A 20,274-nucleotide genomic window follows, 5' to 3' on the forward strand; every position below is an offset into this window, starting at 1 on the left:
GTGAGCAGCAGTAAATATTTTCAAGATGAACTTTCTTACCTTCGAGAAGCCGGAAGTGAGTTTGCTAAATATCATCCTAAATTGACAAACTTCCTAGGTGAAGGGGTTCATGATCCTGACGTAGAGCGCTTGCTTGAAGGGTTTGCATTTCTAACAGGTAGAATTCGAGAGAAAATCGATGACGAATTGCCAGAGCTGACTCAGTCACTAATGACCCTGCTTTGGCCTCATTATATGCGTTCGATACCTTCTATGTGCATTTCTGAGCTCACGCCACATGTAGGAAGCCTGACAGAAAAAACCATAGTCGAACGTGGGATTGAAATGGCGAGTGAACAGGTAGAAGGGACCCAGTGCCTATTTAGAACTTGTTATGATGTCGCTTTATATCCCATCAATATTACTAAGGTTGAACAGTCTAATAGCCGAACCAGCTCTAGTGTCGATGTATCTATTGCGGCTGAGTTTGGTCAAGATTTATCAAGGTTGAAGATGGATTCATTACGTTTCCACCTTCATGGAGAGCTGCATATTACTCGTAGTGTTTATCTGTGGTTGTTTCGCTATCTAGACTACGTCGAACTTGATCTTGGAGGCGGTTTTACACATAGGCTACCCGCTTCTTGTATTAAACCTGTTGGTTTTGGTGATGACGAGGCTATCCTTCCATACAGTAGTAACTCTTTTGCTGGCTACCGTTTATTACAGGAATATTTCTCTTTGCCAGAGAAGTTTATGTTTTTTGATGTCACAGAGTTAGGTTGGCTGTCTGGGGTTCCGCAGCGCTCAACAATGAAAATATCTTTTGTGTTTAAGCGTGCTTTACCTTCGGAAGTTATCCTTAAAGATAAACACCTGAGATTGCACTGTACACCAGCCGTTAATTTGTTTAGTAAAGACTCAGACCCTATTCGTTTAGAACACCGTCGAAGTGAATACAAAGTCAGACCCCAGAGCAGTAACCAAGATCACTATGAAGTGTATTCGATCGGCAAAGTAGAAACATGGAGCAAAAATGAGCGTAGCCGAAAGAGGCTGATTGAGTTTGAGTCTTTCGAACATCAAATTAACCAGCGTGATAAACGAGAATTTTTTAAAACAAAAGTGTCAAGTCGCATCAGTGGGAGAGGCCTTGAGCGCTACATTTCATTCCATACTCACAACAGTGATATTGCTGAACTTGGGTCTGAAACGGTATTAATGAAGCTTACCTGCAGTAATGGTGACTTGGCTGAAAGGTTATCAGTAGGCGACATTACATACACATCGAGTAATTCACCGACGTACGCTAATTTTACCAATATCACCAAGCCAACCCAGTCTGTTAGCCCACAAGTTAATGGTGAATTGCAATGGCAACTGATTGCCAACATGTCACTGAACTATTTATCCTTGGCAAACATTGATGTGCTTAAAGTACTCCTCTCGACTTATGACTTCCATTCGCGCGTAGATCGCCAAGCCCATCGTGCCTCGATACATAGGTTAGATGGGATCAAGAAAAGTGAAATGCAGCCCGCCGATAGAGTATTTCGTGGTACAGCAGTCAGAGGAACTCAGTTTAATCTCACCGTAGACTCCTCCTACTTTGTTAATGAGGGTGATATGTTTTTATTAGTCAGTGTGTTGAATGAGTTTATACGTTTATATTCGAGTTTGAACTCTTTCACCGAGCTTGAAGTCTTTGATGAAAAAACGGGTGAAAACTATCACTGGCCGAGTCTTGTAGGGCAGCAGACAGTATTATGATTGAGCAGATTGAGAAACGGACGCATGAGTTTGGTTTTTTCCAAGCAGTTTCACTACTGGAGAAATATTATCAGGCTGAAACGGACTTTAGTTATAAAGGGATTGGCCTAAATAAATATATTTCTGATGAACATATACGTTTTAGTGTTTCCCCAAGCCTCGCTTTTCCGAAAAGTGATATTGATTACGTTGCTCATTTTGAGATGGAGGGAAACGCTTATACTCGAGTGGAGGTTAGCTTTCTTGGGTTACATGGTTCTAGCTCTCCTCTTCCATCATCGTATACAGAGAAGCTGACTGGTCGTGACGATGAAGACAACCCAGTAAAACTGTTCTTTGACTTTTTCCACAATCGGCATTTGTCTTTAATTTATCGTGTTTGGAAAAAGTACCGATACCATATTCAATATCAAAGTGAAGCGAAAGATCCATTTTCTGCTCGTATGTTGCATCTTCTTGGTTTGTCGTCAGTTATGCAAGATGCGAAAGTCAGCGAACTAGATAGAGCCAAACTGCTATCTTACGTGAGTCAACTTTCCACAAGGACACGCTCCCCTAAACTGATATCTGGCATTGTCGCGCATTATTTCAGTTTAGAAAGAGTGTTTGTTGATGAGTGGGTTTATCGGCGAGTTGAAATACATTACTCTCAGCGAAATCAGTTGAACCAAAGTAACTGTGTACTAGGTCATGATCTTCATTTGGGTAAATCCCTGCCAGATTTAGTGGGCAAGTTTAATTTACGTATAGAAGATATAGACTTCTCAACCTATCAAACATTCTTACCTGGCAGAAGCAACTATAAAACGCTGGTGGGCTTAATGCAGTTTATTTTACGTGACCCTTTAGCTTGGGACATGATCATGAAAGTAAGGCTTGAAACTATTCCGAAAAATACCTTAGGGAAGGGAGAGGGAAATTTACTTGGACAAACGTTGTGGCTAGGCGCCCCCGCGAGAAAAGATGTGTCGATAAAACAAATTGGGCAGTTGTGATGCTGTAGTTATAACCGGATTTCCATTCTGGTTGCTGGATAAGTGTAAAAATACTCCTTGCCAATTATATGGCCACCAAGATTTTCGTAGTATGCATTCATTGAGGCTTCTAACGTTGTCAACTGCATAAAATCAGCCTTATAGGTGCGACAAATTTGTTTCGCTAGTTCTACTGTTTTGGTGCCTATGCTTGCTGAGCGATATTTGGGTGCAATATACAGATAATTCAAAAATAGCGTATTGTCTTGAGACTCACAATGTTCAATTGCAAACATACCAACAGGGGAGTCCTGTATGAATAAACCGTACATTTCAGGGATACCATCAGACTCTATGTATTGCTTAAATAACTCTGTGCGAAACTCGACGCCTTTATTTCTTACATAGCCCCATTCGCTCTCTGCCCATTGAGCAAAAAGAGAGAGATATTCTGGATAATGGACTAAATTAATCGCAGAAACTTCGCCATGTTTTTCGCTGATAAACTTCATGATTTAATGGATTGTGTTGAAGATTGCATAGACAGAAAATATAAGCAATCATAGCATTTAAATAAAGAAAATTTCGTGGATTTATACAGTTAAACGCATTGCTATTGCCTTAGTAATACCTAAACTATATTCTATAGAGAAAGCAAAAAGCCACATAAAAATATGTGGCTTTAAATTTATATTTACGCCCAAGGTTAGAAAGTGTCGTAATTGTGTGTATGGGCCTTATCGTCGAATCGGTTCGTGCAATACCACAGTGTTATTTAAGGATTCAATACCATTAAATGACTCTATTTCATTGCACAGGGTATGTATCGACTGAAGATCGGGTGCCTCAATGAGAACAATAATATCGTACGCGCCACCGACGATACTGGTTACTCTCACCTCTGGAAGCTCTTTTAGCGCTTCCGTGACATTATTCTTCTTACCTTTTTCACAAGAAATCAGTAGGTAGCTAGACGCCGGCCTATCATCTTTCTCTACTCGGATTTGAGCGGTATAGCCTTTTATAATACCGGTTTTTTCCAGTCGACTGATTCGCTCAGCGACTGCGGTACGTGATAAGCCAATATTTCGCGAAAGATTCGCTATTGACTCTCGGCCATTTGACAAAAGACTCGAAAGTATTTTCCTATCTAATTTGTCTAATCCTTGAAGGTTAGTAGTTGACATTATATCCTGCCTTACGTTGTTTTTATTAGTCTGCTTTTATAAATTGATGGTTTCGGGTAGTGAGAAGTTATACAGCTCAGCTAAAGTAAATGGGTTCTTTTGCGCGAGCGGCTTTATTCTCAGTTTCAAGTCTCGACCTGAAACAGTTATATCACTAACAAAGCTACCATCATGCTGATTTGTTAGTGTTGATTGGCCCAACAGTCGGTAGATTGCCCACTGACCATCCTTGCTCAATACATATTGTTTACCTTCATCGGTAACGTCTTGAATTGTTATACTTACGTTGAACTCACCACTTTTTGGTGGCCATTCCAATTCTTGAATTCGACTCGGCCCATGGTAATAGCTCATTTGTGAATCCGCGACTGACACGGTCGCGCGTATTGCACTTGAGTCTAAGTCAAGCACTTTGGTCGTAAATGGAATAGACACACGGTTGGTACTCTTATTAATTAAGGTGTCTCGTATTACATTATAATTTTTAAGTTGTACCAAAAGCTGCGGTGTAAGAGGCATAGTTTCACCTTCAACACGCTTTGGAGTCCAAAGGTTAGTATCGTAAAACGAAGCTAGATTTTGTTGGACAAAAGTATCAATGATCCCACCTTTTGCAAACAGTAGCTCAAAGTCTTCTAACGTGATTTCTTCTTCAGCGTTTAGGTCGAAAGGATATTTGTTAAGCGCTAACTCTGTATATTTGGTATATACCTCGCTATACCATTGGTCTTGCACACCTTTTGCTGACTCTGCGATCATGACAGACCAACTTTGTTGAACCAAGCCTGATAGCCAACTGCGCACAGGTTCAGGTGACTTCTGAGCGATTTGTTTTAGACGTATGATGGGATCGGCTTCAGAGCTTTGCATACGTTTTCGCGCAGCAAGTAAAGAGGCCATTTTCGGGTCTGGTGAGTCGGCAATGTCCTTCATGTATGTGCGTAGCTGACTCAATGCTGTTACGATTTCATCCCATGGAGTAGGGGAGTTTGGCGTTTCGTTAATTTGCAATTGATTCAGTTGATAGAAAGCTTGTTCTACTCGCTGCATGAGCAAGTAGTCTGGTTGTACAAACTCTTCTGCTGAATCGGCAGCCTTGTCGATGGCTTCTGTTGCTAGTTTTGGCAGTTTATTAGCAAACAGTTGTTTATCACCTGTTGGTGAGAAATGTGTATTCGAGTATACCTGCTTCAGCACGGTGGTAAGGGGTGATGATGGTCCTGATACGAGATCAATCGCGTTAGTAAGGTCACCAATGGAGTCATACTTTTTAACTTTTAACTCACTCAGTGCGTTGCGCCAATAACTGACATAATCATCAGCATATCGCTTACGGATTTTGTCTTTAAAGGCAGCGAGCTCCTTTTTACTTGGAATCACATTTTTAGACAGTCCTAATACCCAGTTATTGGCGATTACATCTTTAGACATAAGATCAACTCGTGGACGATAAAAAGTGCTGAACCCAGTCGCAGTGTAGACTTTACTGATATCAATTAATTGCTGATCAACTTTGTCATTGAAGACATTATTGAAGTCAAAGCCCACGGCACGCTCTAAATTAAGAGTTCCAAGATCAATAGCTTCAGCCTGATGAATTAATTGAGCATAGACAAGATCGATATTCGATTGTGCGAGCAATGTTCGGCGTGTAGCTCGTACAATTCCCATATTAATATCGACGGGAGGGAAGTCAGTTCTGAAATATGCCTTCAGGTATTTCATGGTAGTGCTGACTTGGTCTGACTCGCCAATTACCTTAGATAAGGTTGAGTTGGTTTGTGCAGTCATATAAGCCAAATCACGTTTATTTGGCTCTTTTAACATCAGGTAGCCTTTCAAAACGGGTAGAGCTTTAAGTGGCTGATCTTGATATTTGGTTAACTGCACACGATATGTTTGCTCGATAACCGGTACTAACTCTTTTTGTATTGAGTCAATGAGGACTTGATACGCCATCTTAGTTGTCGGCTCTAATCGGCTTACATGAAGCGAAAGTATCTCTTCATCCATGGCCTTGCTGCCTTCTAACCAAGCATCGTATATGGGGTTAATCTTCTTAATCGCATTTGCCAAGCTTTCGTCTAATTGTCGACTGGAGCTCAGCTCAACAGTTTCTGCTTCAATATCTAGCAATTGGTATATGACCTTTAAATTGCTATCAAGAGTTGTTCCTAAAAGGTAAGCACCTCCGGAAAGAAACAGAATAGAAGCAGCCATGGCTAATCGGCTTTGCCTAAGTATACGCTTAAGGTAATTCTTGTTTTCGCCTGCAAAATCGGCTTCAGGCAGTATCTGAGATTCGACTAAGAAACGAGTAAAATACGATGTCTCAGAGAGTTGAGTATGTTCTGAAGCAATGATTGGCAAATTAAAGTAACTGCTGCAACTTTTAGCAAGTAAGTTGTACTTGCGTCCACCCTGAAGGCATGAAGCGAAAAATAGTTCTCGAAGATCGAGGTAATATGCTCCACGATTGACGTCACACAGACGTTGTACGACATACTCAATTTCCTTTTGGCATATCTCTAGCTGTTTAGGAAAAGACAGAATAGCCTGTTTTTCTTTTGTGTCGTTTGAGGCAGAGGTAGAGTCCAGTGCGTTACTTTCGATCACTCGAATAAGGTTTTTAAAACTATCGCGATAGTAATCGACAAGAACACCTTTAGAGTCTTTTAGAGCAATTGATAAGTACTCGATGTTATGCTTAAGAGGACTCTGCTGAACATATTCTTTGAAGCCTTGAAGCTTGTCTAATTTAGAAATCACCATATAGATGGGAAGCGCTGTACTTGTTCTATCACAAATAGATGAAATACGTTCGATAAGCGCGGTAAGAGTATAATCGATCTGCTCTTCTTCAGAAATAATCAAAAACTCGAGATCGGTGAAAAACATGCAACCTGCAAATGGTTTACGTGGCCGACTTTTTAGTATTTCTGCAATAAGTGTTGTCCATAGTGACGAGTCGGAAGCTGACACTTCTTGAAAGACTAAACGCTGATCAGGTTTTAAATAGACGGCATCATCAGATTCATACCACTCAAAGAAGTCATTTTTCTTCGTCTTTGAATTGTCTAAGGCTTTAATTGCATTTGAACTAAACAGGAATTGTTTTTTGCCAGCCGCTCGGTTGCCCAACATCAAATATATCGGTTTAGCTTTAGAGTTATTAAGCAGAGGTCTAATGACCAGGCTTAATGCCTCCTCTTCTGTTTCAAGCTGCTGGTCTTTATTCTGCTTTCTTTTTCTAACAAAAAGAATGGCTTGATAGGCTAGAAAAATGAGTGCTATAACACCAATGCCGATAAACCAAATAGTCTTTGTTACAGTATCGGGTGCCCAAAAGTGTGCTGCTGAGAGTCCACCAATAAACACTATAGCGAGTACAGTGGATAGAAATATAGGATGACGTATGATATTTTTTAACATGATTATTCAGCCACAACTTTATCGAGTGATGTTTGGGTTTGTGTCGCTTTGAGTTGAGCGATTTTATGTAAATAGACGTTGATTAAATTCAACGAGCGATCGAGTTCTTCTGGGTCATTGGTTTTTTCTGCATATTCAATTCTGCCCAATAAAGGGAATAAAGAGTTGCTGTATTGATATGCGAGTTCGGTTTCGGAATCGTTGGTATCAAGCTTTAAGTTCGCTATCGCGGTACGAGCACGTGCAAAGCGACGACTTATTTCTCTAAAATCCCTTTGCATTTGCTCGTCATAGCGAGCCAGTTCTGCTGATAAAACTTGCACTGAAGAGGAATCTGAATAAATTGTTGCAAGATTTTCAATGATTTCTTTTAATGTTTTAAGCTTGGTTACTTTTTCTGGGGATTTATTCAAATCGAACACCATGGCATCAATCACCCCAATGAGAGGTTGTTTTAACCTTTCGATAGTATCTTTATTTTCAGTGCTAAGATCATGAGTGACTTGCAACAATATGGAGACGTTGTTTGATGCTATTTTTTGTTCGTAACCTGCAAGTAGCAGGCTTTTTTGCAGATAAAAAGCACTTAAAGCTAAGATAAATACGCTTACGGCAATAGAAACAGCCCATACGGCAGAGTGACTTTTTTCAGGTTCAGTATCGGCTACAGGCTGCGTTTGTTTGGCTGGGGGATTTACTTTTACTGTGATTGCCCCAGCCACTTTATCATTATGTGCTTTGACCTTTTCTCTTTGCTGTCGAGCCTTTTTTTGTGCTTGTTCTCGCTTATCTTCTAACTCTTTTACATCGTCAATGAACTGACTAAAAATACGTCTTATCCCTCCTAGAGAGGGCGCTTTATGTCCATAGTGAAGTCTCAGTTCTTCCTCTATTCTCAGACATACTCTGTGTCCCGCTTCTAGAACAGCCATGTCATCGACGGTGACATTGAATAGCTTGACTCTCTTTTCGCCATGTTCGACTAGCCACTCCAACGCGCCCATACGAGCACTCGATTTGGACACTTCTGGGTAACATGATGACCAATAAACCACACATAAATCTAAAATAACATTTAATGCGTCTACAAACCCGTTAAGACCATCGTTATGAGCAGACGCAACAGCATAGTAGCAGCCACAGCGTAAGTCTTTACTTTCATTCTTTAGTATATCTTTGGAGAGTTGTTGTACTTTTTTCCATGAGACGCGCCCTGTTACCTTATTGATATTGTTTATCTGTCGCTTTATCTCCTCAAAGTCTTCGAGGTTATTCGGGTTGACACCGCAAGGAGTCTGCTCGTTTATTGGTCGTCGAGCGAAGTCTGAAAAGTACATTAAATCCTACCCAAGTGACGCTAGTTACAAAGACTCAATCAATTTTATAAAAATTCTTAATTAAGACGTTTCATTATCAAGGGAGGATTTTACGTGGGAGAAAAGTAATTTGTAGATAGAATATTAATTAAACTTGATTAAAAATCATTAAATGTGAGCGCCACCTGTTACTACTAAAGTTTAATTGATAAAACTATAAATTAAAAATCGAATGACATAGGTAATATGGTTAAATATACACCATGCTATAAATCTGGTTGATTATAAAAATATTTACACATGATGGTGTGCTATCTAAACATCCTGTTTGAAATTTAATCGGCCAGTCGAAATGTTCATTTTTATAGGGAAAAAGAAGGTAATACTAGGAAAAAGGAAATATTTATGTGGGTTTTTTTTTTCGCTATTGAATTTGTAACCTACCCTGCTATTTTGCTCTCTCTTTCATTTGTATTTTTACTTTAGACCTTTTGAGGATAAAAGGATGAGTAAGTTAAGTCAGTGGAGCTTATTGGCTCTAGCATTTACCGTATCCGCAGTGGCCAATGCGAAAGGAGAGCGCTACGGTGGCTCTGTCAGTATGCTGAGCATCGATAACATAGAATATGAGCAGGGAGAGAGTGGTACTGCAGATGCTATCCGTTATGGCTTAGTGCATACTCGGCCGATCGATGAGGACAATAATCGTTGGCGATGGTGGTTAGGTTTTAACTATTTAAGTGAGGCTGTTGATGCTCCGTCAAATGGTATATATCAGGAAGTGACCAACTATGAAATAAGGGTTGTCCCGCAATATGCATTAGGAAGTTGGTCTATCTTTACTCCTTATATTGGTGCCGGCATTTCTGCTGCTTATAGTCAATATTCGAACCGTTGGCCTGTCGACGGTGAAGGCGTTAAGTATGGTTCACAGCTTGATGATATTGATCAGTTTGAAGCAGGAGCTGTGGCGACTATAGGTACGGTCATTAAGTTAGGAAGTGACCCAGATGCGCATATTCAGATCATCCCTCAAGCTTCATATATTTTACCTGTCTACAACGATGGTTTAGGTGGGCTTGAACTTACCGTGTCACTTCTGTTTTAGAGGGCAATAGCTTTGTTGGAACGATTAGTAATAGTTATATCAAAGCACCCTGAAGAGTATACGGGGGCTAAATTTATTGAGCTGCCAGAAAATGGCGGCTCCATTGGCCGTAATCCAGGTTGCTCAGTACCTTTGATTGATCACAATCGTTATATATCGAGTACACATTGCCTTGTTAGTATTTATGGCGATGCTTACTACATTAGTGATGTTAGTACTAATGGACTAATTGTAAATGGTAATAAGCTACTAAAAAACCAGCCTATTCCCATTCATGAAGGGGACTGCATTTCGCTTGGTCAGTATGAACTATCGGTGAGTGTTGAACGAGAATCAAGCCGTTTAGATATTGCCTGCGATATTACTCCAGATAGGGATAATAAAGATCCATTGGCCAATTTAGATGAGATAGAGTTTGAGTTGGAGCAAGAGGGGCCTTTAGAGGAAATTTTCCTAGAAACTCAGTTAGAAGACTCTGACATGTCTGATCCTATGGCACATCTTGAGTTCTCGTTAGACAAAGATGATGATCATCTAATTAGGTCTGAAACAAGTGAGATTGAAAAAGCCCCTTCAATCGAAAAGTCTATGCGCCAGCTTGTAGATGATAGCTTAAATGTATATTCAGAATTTGATGCACCTAGTTTAATTCCAGAAGATTGGATGTCAGGTGATGAAACTAGGACTGTTGAGAAATCAATAGCCAAAGAGCCGATTTTAAAAGAGTCAAACGACCGCACGATTGTGCAGCCCGCCTCCACTAAGCTTTCGACTCAAGAATGGGAAGAAGTCGCTCCTAGACAACAAACAACAGAAATAGAAGCCGCAGTTCCCTCAGATACAGTAAATATTATCGATGCTTTTAGAAAAGGGTTGGGCATATCAGATGATTCACTGTTGAAAGAGGATCCGCGCCTTTTCGAACAAATGGGCATGTGTTTACGTTTGTGTATGACTAAATTGCAGCACGAGTTAGTTGAAATTGAAGAGTTGAAACAATCCCACGCAGCGACAGATACTGACTTAATAAGTTTAATGTTGGATCTCAACAAACAGAGCATGCTTTCGCCGAATGAACTAGTGGAACAAATGCTTGATGAAATCAGCGAACATAAATCACTCTATGAACAAGCTCTCAATAGTTATGTTCAGCAAAGTATTAGTCAATATGATCCCATAGTGTTCGAACAAAAACATGAAAATAAGGGTTTTTTGATCAAACAGAAGTTGTGGGATTCATACAAGTTACACTATCTAGAGAGCTTGAAGGGTGTACATGGTGTTGGCACAAAGAAACTCGTACAAGAAAACTACAATAGGTTATTAAAAGAAAAGCATGCGTAAACTTACCTATCTGCTAATCCTGCTATCCTTGTCAGGTTGCTCAATGTGGGAGCAATTTAAAGAATCAAGTGGCATTACGCCAGAAACCTCTTCGATTGAACTCGTTATTGAGGCATCTCCCCAGCTTAATGTACGTAAAATGGGCCAGCCTTCACCTGTTATTTTGCGAATTCATGAGCTTTCATCTCCTGTACTGTTTCGCAACTTAGACTTTTTTGCATTATTTGACAACGACAAGGCATCCCTTGGCGATGAGTATATTAAGCGCTATGAGTACCAACTAAAGCCTGGTGAGCAAATTCATCAAGTATTGGAACTTGATCCTGCAACAAGAGCGCTAGGTTTTTCGGCTGCTTTTCGTGACATCAATGGTTCATCATGGAGAAAAATCGAGCTAATTGAAGAAAAATCAGAGTATTTCCTAAAATTGAAGCTAGATGAGAACGAGCTATCGTTCGATTCGACGCGTGGAATTGAGCAAACCTATTTTTAAGGGGCACGAGATGTCGCTATATAATCCAGTTGTGTGGCAAGATGGTATGTTCATGAAGCCACAACACTTCCAACAGCTAGACCGCTCTCAGTCTAAGCGGAGTAGTATGCTGTTCTCGAATAGTTCTCCATTAATGTGGGGAGTTAATCGAATAAAGATTAATACAGAGCTTTTGACTCAAGGAAAGATTGCGGTAACAAGTGCGGCGGGTGTACTTCAAGATAAAACGCCTTTTGATTTGCCAGCTCTTGCCGATGTGCCCGATGTTAAAGAAGTTGATCCATCGATAACCGATAAAGTGATTTACTTGTGTTGTCCACTACCCTCGGAACGCGAAGAGTTGTTCAGTTCTGATAGAAGTGATGCACGTTATATAGTGAGTTACCAAGACGCAGTTGACTCCTGTTACGATAGTGAAGATACCGCAAATATTGCCATAGGTAAGCTAAAGTTTTGTCTGATGTATGAAGATGAGGACCGCAGTGCCTACACTGGTATCCCTATTTTGAAAATATCAGAAGTGAAGACGGATGGCAGTATTGTTCTCGATGAACGCTACATTCCTACTTGTATCGATATTAAGGCATCTGAGCTACTTTCTAAGTTTACCAATGAATTTGCTTCTATGTTAAAGCACAGAGCAGACTCTATTGTTGAGCGCCTTGGTACGGTCGATCAGCAGGGAGTCTCTACGGTGTCTGATTTTATGCTTTTACAAGCACTCAATCGCTACGAACCTTTATTTTGGCACTTTTCTAGTGTCGAGGGTGTGCACCCAGAGTCTTTATATCGAATCCTTCTTCAAGTAGAAGGTGAACTCTCGACTCTATGCTCCACTTCACGCCGACCACCAGAATTTGTTGAATACAATCACAGCGATTTAACGGTTTGCATGTCAAAAGTATTAGAGCATACCAAACGTACTCTGAGCGTAATGTCTGAGCAAAGAGCAATACCATTGACACTGCAGGAACAAAACTTTGGTATTCGTACTGCGGTCATTCCTGACAAGAAAGTGGTTGAGTCCGCCACCTTTATTCTTGCAGTTAAAGCCGATGTTACGCTGGATATACTTCATACTCAGTTTGTCAGCCAAACCAAGATCGGTTCTATTGATAACATACGAGACCTTATTAATCTCCAGCTACCAGGAATAGGAATTAAACCTATGCCTGTCGTACCAAGAGCATTGCCTTATCATGCAGGTTATACCTATTTTGAATTGGAGAGAGCCAGTGAAGAGTGGGCAGCATTGGAGCAGGCGTCGGCTATTGCGGTTCATGTTTCCGGTGATTTTGCTAATTTATCTCTACAATTATGGGCTGTAAGAGTATGAGTTACGTAGATAATGATGTAACGGTTGTTTTATTCCAACCCGACTTGGGCAAGCCTATGGAGGTTATGCCCGCTCCTGATTTATCCCGCAACATAGCACTTAAAGATCCCAGTATAGAAAAAATGGGTGTCAATCCACTGGTGGATCAATTTTCATGGCTAATTGCTAGCCTATCTTGCATGTCTTCCATTCCTTGGCTCGAGGACCCTCAGCCATTCAGGGAACAGATTGCTCGCGAAATTCGTAAGGGCGAAAGAAAGTTGAATGAAATGGAAGTTGATCGGGCATCGGTATTAGTGATTCGGTATTGTCTGTGTGCTGCTATCGATGAGGCGGTATGCCGCCAAGAGTGGGGGGCAAACAGCAATTGGAGCCAAAATAGTTTGCTCGCGGAGTTTCATAATGAGACCTCAGGTGGCGATAAGTTTTTTACCATTCTAGAACGGCTTAAGGCTGATCCTAGGCGCTATCGGTATGTGATTGAATTGCTCTATTTGCTAATACAGTTAGGTTTTCAAGGTAAGTATGGTATAGAAGAACGTGGGCAGGAAAAGCTTTCTGACATCGCTAATACCATCTATCGTCTAATAAAAGACGAGCGAATGGTGGAAAACGAGAAAGTTTCTCTAGTTAATTTGAAAGCAAAGTACCTCAAACAGCCTTTAAAACGGGTTATTCCACCTAAAGTGACACTCGGCATATCAGCATTATTGTTTTCAATAATGTATCTTATTACCTATGTGATTATTGACACCAATTATCAGAGTCTTCTGAACAGTTTTCAATAAAGTCTGCAAATTGCAGACTTTTCCTTTTAAGTCTTTTCATTGACATCAACATTGCCGATTCTTAGGTTAACAGCATGTCAGATCCTCTAATCAGGGTGACTAACTATTTAGTTAGGTATTATTTAAATTCTTATCACAGACTAACATTCCCTTATTTTTTGATATTAATGACACTAAAAGATCCGCTTTATCTTTTCTCTTAGCATTTTTATTGAAATATATTATTAATTATAAATGCACTTAAGCCAAGATATTAATTATCTGCAAATTATATAATTATAAATTGAAATCGATTTCATTTTTGATATGAAGTTTAATGATAAAATTAAACCATCGAACTATTAGGTATAACAGAGTGAGTTCAAAGATAAGATCTATGTAATAACGAATTAAAATAAAAACCTCATAAAAAACATAGATTTATAAATTAAAATCATTCCTATCATTTAAATAAATTCCTTTTAAAACAAAAAGATGAAGTGATTTAACACTAGAGTAACATTTCATTCTATATGAGATCTCCTTCAACATTATGCAACTAAAGTCAAAAAGTATTTGAACTGAAATATTAAGCCTTTACTTTAAAATAATAGAACGGGTACAGATGTTTCCTGATTCATATATAACTAATAACGTCACTTGGCTTTTATTTTTAGCATCGGTTAATAGCAGATAAACAAATTATCGAGCTATTACTAATGGAGTCTCATCAATGAAAAAACTTGCTTTGGTCACAGGATCAAAAGGTGGAATAGGTTCTGCAATCTCTTCGCAGCTAGTTAAGGAAGGTTACCGTGTTATCGCAACTTACTCTACGGGCAATCATCAGAGTGCTCTGGATTGGTTTAATGATAAAGAGTTTAGTCAGGATCAGGTCCGCTTATTTGAGCTTGATGTCACTAATACTGAGCAGTGTGCTGAGCGCCTCATACAGCTAATGCAAGAAGAGGGAACATTGGATGTTGTGGTGAACAACGCGGGTATTACTCGAGATTCAATGTTTAAAAAGATGAGCGCTTCTGCTTGGAAGGAAGTTATTGATACCAATCTCAACAGTGTATTCAATGTCACTCAGCCTTTATTTGATGCAATGTGTGAGAAGGGTAACGGCCGAATCATTAACATATCATCAGTAAATGGCTTGAAGGGCCAATTTGGTCAAGCCAACTACTCAGCGGCTAAAGCAGGAATGATTGGCTTTTCAAAAGCGCTTGCTGCTGAAGGTGCTCGCAGCGGTGTTACGGTGAATGTTGTTGCACCAGGCTACACTGGTACGCCTATGGTCGAGCAAATGAAGCCAGAAGTGCTGGAGTCGATTAAAGCTCAAATTCCGATGAAACGCTTAGCAACACCAGAAGAAGTTGCTCAGTCTGTATCGTTTTTAATTAGTGATGCTGGCGCTTACATTACAGGTGAAACCTTATCTGTAAATGGCGGCTTATACATGCATTAATCTGAGGTTGTTATGGAAAAAGTGTATATTGTTGCAGCAAAGCGTACACCTATTGGTAGCTTTGGAGGCACTCTCAAAGATATATCAGCAGGGGATTTGGGAGCTATAGCAATCAAAGCGGCTCTGGAGTCTGGGAATATAAAGCCCAATCTTGTTGATGAAGTTATCGTTGGCAATGTGGTTGGTGCTGGCCAAGGTATGGGGGTTGGCCGTCAGGCGGCTGTTCATGCTGGCATTCCAGTAAATGTGCCAGCCTACACTGTGAATATGGTTTGTGGAAGTGGTATGAAAACTGTAATGGATGCAGTGAGTCATATCCGTAGCGGTGATGCTTCAGTTGTTGTGGCTGCAGGTGTTGAAGTTATGTCGCAAATTCCATTTATTGTTCCTAGTCAAGTTCGTGATGGTCATAAAATGGGCCATATGAGTGTGATGGATTTGCTAATCAGTGATGGTTTGACCGATGTATTTAATCAATACCACATGGGCACAACGGCAGAAAATATTGCAAGAAAGTTAGACATTACCAGAGAGCAGCAAGACGAGTATGCTCTTTCAAGTCAAATGAAAGCCGCTGCTGCCATTGAAGCGGGCCGCTTTGAAAATGAAATAACTCCAGTTGAAGTTAAGCAGCGCAAACAAATCATCAATTTCATCGCAGATGAATATCCTAAAGAAGATGCTTCTATCGATGGGCTATCAAAACTTCGCCCTGCGTTTGAAAAAGATGGCACAGTTACGGCCGGCAATGCATCGGGTATTAATGATGGTGCAAGTGCGATTGTGGTTGCTAGCCAAAGAGCGGTCGAAGAATATGGCCTTGAGCCGATAGCGGAAATTATCAGCTATGCACAGTCAGGCTTAGAACCTGAAGTCATGGGGCTAGGGCCTGTAGAAGCGGTGACACAGGCTTTAAGTAAAGCCGACATTTCAGCAAACGAAGTTGATCTCTATGAGCTCAATGAAGCTTTTGCCGCTCAGGCTCTTGGAGTAATACACCAGCTTGCTGATGTCCATAATGTTCCCGTTGGCTCCATATTGGAAAAAGCGAACGTAAATGGTGGTGCGATAGCACTTGGCCATCCACTTGGAGCGTCAGGCAACCGAATTCTCGTTTCTCTAGTTCATGAACTTAACAGACGAACTGGAAGCTATGGTGTTGCTTCTTTGTGTGTTGGTGGTGGTATGGGAACGGCAGTAGTCATCAAGTCAATTGCTTAAATTCAACGTAGTGAAAATAAGCCGAAATAATGGAATTAACCTAGGAGCATTATTATGTATACCGATTTTTTCAAATCTTTCACAGACCAAACAGAGAAAAGCTTAGAACCATACCTAAAGTTTAATAAGCTTGTGACTAAAAATGTTGAAGTGTTAACTGAGCTTCAATTAAACGCAATTCGTACCTACAGTGAAATGGGCCTAACCCAAATGAAAGCGGCTAGTGAAATTAAAGATGTGACTTCACTTACAGCCTTCAACAGCCAACAATTATCGGTTCTTTCTAAGTTGTCTCAGCAAATGATGGATGATAGCAACAAGCTACAGTCCATTGCGAAAGAATTTAAAGATGATGTTGACCATTTGACAACGGAAAACCTCAAGACAGTGACTCCAGCATAACACTGACTCCAGCATAATATTGACTATGGTGCCGCCTGACTCGCGGCACTTTTTCCGATCATAGGAGTAGCAACATGTATCAACACTTCTTCTCGGACTACCTTGTGAAGCTTCAAGAAACCAATCAAAAATGGTGGGAAGATCTGGAACTAAGCAGGGCAGCCGTTAACTCCCCTCTCAACAAAGCAATGCAAGAAGTTAACTTTGAAGATACCTCTAAACTTTTTGAAAGCGCGGCCAATCAACCAGCAGTGTTACTACAGATCCAAGCTGAATGGTGGCAACAACAATTACAAATATGGCAAAACGTTGCGTTAGCACAAAATGGTGAAACTGTTGTTGAGGCAGAAAAGGGCGATAAAAGATTCTCTGATGAAGAATGGAAAAACGATGTTTTCTATAACTTTATTAAGCAATCCTATTTGCTGTTTAGCCAGACTTATTTGAAGACAATAGATAGCATCGAAGGTCTAGATGAGAAAGCAAAAGAGCGTATCAGCTTTTTCTCTCGCCAAGCTATCAATGCGGTTTCGCCGAGTAACTTTATAGCAACGAACCCAGAATTGCTCAAACTGACACTAGAGCAGAATGGTCAAAACTTGTTGTCAGGACTTGAGCAATTGAAAGAAGATGTAGAATCAAGTGCTGACATCTTAAAGATCAGAATGACGAACAACAACTCATTTAGACTTGGTGATGATGTTGCGAATACAGCTGGTGATATCGTTTATCGTAATGAGTTATTTGAGCTTATTCAGTATCGACCATTGACTGAAAATGTTCATTCTACACCTTTGCTGTTTGTGCCTCCTTTTATCAATAAATACTACATTCTTGACTTGCGTGAGAAGAACTCACTCGTTCGCTGGTTACTTGAACAAGGGCACTCAGTATTCATGATGTCTTGGCGCAATCCAGGTGAGAAGCAACGTGAAGTTGAATTTGGTGATTATGTTACAGAAGGCGTTGCTAAAGCGGTATCGGCGATTGAAGATATTACGGGTCAAGAGCAAATAAACGCGGCTGGATACTGTATTGGTGGGACGGTACTTGCAAGTACCATTGCCTATTATGCAGCCAAGAGAATGAAAAAACGCATTAAGAGCGCGACCTTTTTCACCACGTTACTTGATTTCTCTCAACCGGGAGAAGTTGGGGCTTACATTAATGACACCATCATTAGTGCTATTGAAGCGCAGAACAATGCAAAAGGCTATATGGATGGACGTTCATTAAGCGTAACTTTTAGCTTACTCAGAGAGAATAGTCTTTACTGGAACTATTATGTAGACAACTATCTCAAGGGACAAAGCCCGGTCGACTTTGATTTACTCTATTGGAATAGTGACAGTACAAATGTGAGCGCTTCATGTCACAACTTTATGCTGCGTGAGTTGTACCTTAACAATAAATTGGTCAAGCAAAAAGGCGTAAAAGTAGGCGGAGTGTGGATAGATCTTAATAAGATTAAAATACCGAGCTACTTCGTGTCTACAAAAGAAGATCATATTGCTTTGTGGCAAGGTACTTATCGTGGTGCTCTTAATGTGGGTGGGAATAAGACCTTTGTTTTAGGTGAATCTGGCCATATCGCCGGAATTATCAACCATCCCGATAAAAACAAATATGGTTTCTGGACTAATGAAAGCTTAGATGATAATGCAGATGAATGGCTAGCGAATGCAAACCATACTGAGGGCTCTTGGTGGACACATTGGCATCAATGGCTCTTAAACTTTAGCTCCGAAGAACAGCGTAAACCGTTTGATGTTGGTAGTGAACAGTTCCCTGCTATTGGCGCAGCCCCTGGAGACTACGTTAAACAAGTACTTCCAGTCAAAGAAGCGACCAGCTAGCATGGCCTTATTATATTTAGCCCTGATAACATAACTCAGGGCTTTTTTATTTGCCTAAAACTTACTACTACAACTCAATTCATCACATAAATATCACTATTTATTTTCAAAAATCATTTCATTTAACACATAGGCTAATTCTTACTATCGAAAGCCTATCTTTGTTTAATAATATCGATTGTATTTTTGCTAAACATCTGATTATGATGTGATTTATACCTAGAGAAAGGAATCGATATGAAAACAATTGGTGTGATTGGTGGTATGAGCTGGGAGTCAACGGCAAGCTACTACAAATTAATAAATCAGGCAGTTAATGATGAAAAAGGAGGTCTGCACTCAGCCAAAATGATTGTTTATAGTGTGGATTTTGCGGAAATTGAATGTTTACAAAAAAGTGAAGAGTGGGGCGAAGCTGCTTTAATCTTGAGTCAAGCCGCTCAGTCATTAGAAAAGGCTGGCGCCGACTTTATTATTGTTGCAACAAATACAATGCATAAGGTTTTCCACGAGATTGGGGAAAGTGTTACCATCCCGCTGCTTCATATTGCTGACCCAACTGGCCAATGTCTTGTTGATAAAGGAATTACAAAAGTAGGTTTGATCGGAACGGCATTTACCATGGAACAAGATTTCTACAAACAACGCCTTAATAGCGAGTTTGGTATAGAAGTCATCGTTCCCAATGGTGTACAACGTAGGCTTGTCCATGATGTGATTTATGATGAGCTTTGTCTTGGAAAGATAAGTGCTCGCTCAAAGCAAGACTTTAAAACAATTATTGAAGATCTAACAGCGGAGGGGGCTCAAGGCGTCATTTTGGGATGTACTGAGATTGGTTTACTCATCAATAATACTGATACCGATATTCCGGTGTTTGATACAACGGCAATACATGCTCAAGCAGCGGTAAAAGAAGCTTTGCAAAAGAGTAGATAGTGCATATTCTAACTTGCCTACCAGGCTGCTTTCTCGATTGAAGGAGCGGGTGATATTATTTATCTTGATAATACATTGATTTATATGATAAAAATAACTAAAGCATAATGTGGGGATATAAGAAATGATCAGTATTAAACCTATCGCAACAGTTAAGAATAGTATTGATGCTCCTCAAGATGACTGTTGGGGTAGTGTTATTTCTGACATTGTACTTGAGGATGAGATACCTGAGGAAACCTTGATAGGGCTAAGTTCATTTTCTCATGTCACTGTTATATTTTATATGCATAAAGTTATCGATGAGAAAATCTGCTTGGGTGCTCGACACCCAAGAAACAATTCTAACATTGAACCTGTAGGCATCTTATCTCAAAGAGGGAAAAACCGTATCAACAAAATTGGTGTCACGGATTGTTCAATTGTTAATGTTTCAGGCAATACTCTCAGAGTAAAAGGCTTGGATGCAATAAATGGGTCACTGGTCGTCGACATTAAACCAGTGTTTAAACAATTCCTAGTCGATAAAGAAGATGTTACCCAGCCTGTTTGGGTTGATAGTGTCATGAGCGATTACTTTAACGTATAGGATAATAGGTCGGTATATAGAGCCCATCTTAGTCTAGGCAGAGCTTAGCTAGGCATTAAAAGAGATGAAGTCAATGGTAACTTCATC

General features: G+C 40.2%; 17 protein-coding genes. 13 read left to right on the forward strand and 4 right to left on the reverse strand.

Features of this window, described 5'->3' with window-relative positions; genetic code table 11:
• Positions 1-1,749: a type VI secretion system baseplate subunit TssF gene (gene tssF / locus MHN79_RS15210; protein ID WP_239173579.1), complete on the forward strand. Its 1,749-nt coding sequence runs from the start codon at positions 1-3 to the stop codon at positions 1,747-1,749.
• Entirely contained in the window at positions 1,746-2,744 is a 999-nt protein-coding gene (tssG, locus tag MHN79_RS15215; RefSeq protein WP_239173580.1) for a type VI secretion system baseplate subunit TssG, read from the forward strand. Before tssF ends, tssG begins: the two co-directional genes overlap by 4 nt.
• Positions 2,745-2,752: 8 nt before the next feature.
• On the opposite strand, the gene MHN79_RS15220 is transcribed toward tssG, so the two are convergent.
• The 4 genes from MHN79_RS15220 to MHN79_RS15235 all read right to left on the reverse strand — a co-directional run bounded on the left by MHN79_RS15220 (position 2,753) and on the right by MHN79_RS15235 (position 8,679).
• Positions 2,753-3,235, reverse strand: a complete 483-nt coding sequence (locus tag MHN79_RS15220; RefSeq protein ID WP_239173581.1) for a GNAT family N-acetyltransferase — start codon at positions 3,233-3,235, stop codon at positions 2,753-2,755.
• A 225-nt stretch (positions 3,236-3,460) separates the two neighbouring features.
• The gene (locus MHN79_RS15225) at positions 3,461-3,913 is read right to left on the reverse strand and encodes an Lrp/AsnC family transcriptional regulator (protein WP_114783690.1); all 453 of its coding nucleotides are present in this window, start codon (positions 3,911-3,913) and stop codon (positions 3,461-3,463) included.
• A gap of 33 nt (positions 3,914-3,946) precedes the next feature.
• Complete coding sequence (gene tssM / locus MHN79_RS15230; protein WP_239173582.1) at positions 3,947-7,342, reverse strand: type VI secretion system membrane subunit TssM; 3,396 nt, start codon at positions 7,340-7,342, stop codon at positions 3,947-3,949.
• 2 nt (positions 7,343-7,344) lie between these two features.
• Positions 7,345-8,679, reverse strand: coding sequence for a type VI secretion system ImpA family N-terminal domain-containing protein (locus MHN79_RS15235; RefSeq protein WP_239173583.1), 1,335 nt, complete (start codon positions 8,677-8,679; stop codon positions 7,345-7,347).
• Between the two features lie 484 nt (positions 8,680-9,163).
• Here MHN79_RS15235 and MHN79_RS15240 point away from each other — a divergent pair, with 484 nt between their 5' ends.
• The 11 genes from MHN79_RS15240 to MHN79_RS15290 all read left to right on the forward strand — a co-directional run bounded on the left by MHN79_RS15240 (position 9,164) and on the right by MHN79_RS15290 (position 20,187).
• Entirely contained in the window at positions 9,164-9,766 is a 603-nt protein-coding gene (locus tag MHN79_RS15240) for a hypothetical protein (protein WP_160928275.1), read from the forward strand.
• A 12-nt stretch (positions 9,767-9,778) separates the two neighbouring features.
• The gene (gene tagH / locus MHN79_RS15245; RefSeq protein ID WP_239173584.1) at positions 9,779-11,110 is read left to right on the forward strand and encodes a type VI secretion system-associated FHA domain protein TagH; all 1,332 of its coding nucleotides are present in this window, start codon (positions 9,779-9,781) and stop codon (positions 11,108-11,110) included.
• Positions 11,103-11,603: a type VI secretion system lipoprotein TssJ gene (tssJ, locus tag MHN79_RS15250; RefSeq protein ID WP_239173585.1), complete on the forward strand. Its 501-nt coding sequence runs from the start codon at positions 11,103-11,105 to the stop codon at positions 11,601-11,603. The genes tagH and tssJ overlap by 8 nt, the downstream gene beginning before the upstream one ends.
• Positions 11,604-11,613: 10 nt before the next feature.
• Positions 11,614-12,939, forward strand: coding sequence for a type VI secretion system baseplate subunit TssK (gene tssK, locus MHN79_RS15255; RefSeq protein ID WP_239173586.1), 1,326 nt, complete (start codon positions 11,614-11,616; stop codon positions 12,937-12,939).
• Entirely contained in the window at positions 12,936-13,727 is a 792-nt protein-coding gene (gene icmH, locus MHN79_RS15260; RefSeq protein ID WP_160928258.1) for a type IVB secretion system protein IcmH/DotU, read from the forward strand. The genes tssK and icmH overlap by 4 nt, the downstream gene beginning before the upstream one ends.
• A 712-nt stretch (positions 13,728-14,439) precedes the next feature.
• Positions 14,440-15,180: an SDR family oxidoreductase gene (locus MHN79_RS15265; RefSeq protein ID WP_152432697.1), complete on the forward strand. Its 741-nt coding sequence runs from the start codon at positions 14,440-14,442 to the stop codon at positions 15,178-15,180.
• Positions 15,181-15,192: 12 nt separating this feature from the next.
• Positions 15,193-16,401 (forward strand): acetyl-CoA C-acetyltransferase, encoded by a 1,209-nt coding sequence (locus MHN79_RS15270; RefSeq protein ID WP_239173587.1) that lies wholly within the window; start codon positions 15,193-15,195, stop codon positions 16,399-16,401.
• 54 nt (positions 16,402-16,455) lie between these two features.
• Entirely contained in the window at positions 16,456-16,803 is a 348-nt protein-coding gene (locus MHN79_RS15275; RefSeq protein ID WP_114783670.1) for a phasin family protein, read from the forward strand.
• 74 nt (positions 16,804-16,877) lie between these two features.
• The gene (gene phaC, locus MHN79_RS15280) at positions 16,878-18,659 is read left to right on the forward strand and encodes a class I poly(R)-hydroxyalkanoic acid synthase (protein ID WP_239173588.1); all 1,782 of its coding nucleotides are present in this window, start codon (positions 16,878-16,880) and stop codon (positions 18,657-18,659) included.
• Positions 18,660-18,896: 237 nt separating this feature from the next.
• Positions 18,897-19,598, forward strand: a complete 702-nt coding sequence (locus MHN79_RS15285) for an aspartate/glutamate racemase family protein (RefSeq protein ID WP_239173589.1) — start codon at positions 18,897-18,899, stop codon at positions 19,596-19,598.
• Between the two features lie 124 nt (positions 19,599-19,722).
• Positions 19,723-20,187, forward strand: coding sequence for a TrmO family methyltransferase (locus tag MHN79_RS15290; RefSeq protein WP_160928250.1), 465 nt, complete (start codon positions 19,723-19,725; stop codon positions 20,185-20,187).
• Positions 20,188-20,274: the final 87 nt, after the last annotated feature.

Source organism: Vibrio sp. Of14-4, from assembly GCF_022347625.1.
GTDB lineage: Bacteria > Pseudomonadota > Gammaproteobacteria > Enterobacterales > Vibrionaceae > Vibrio > Vibrio pristinus.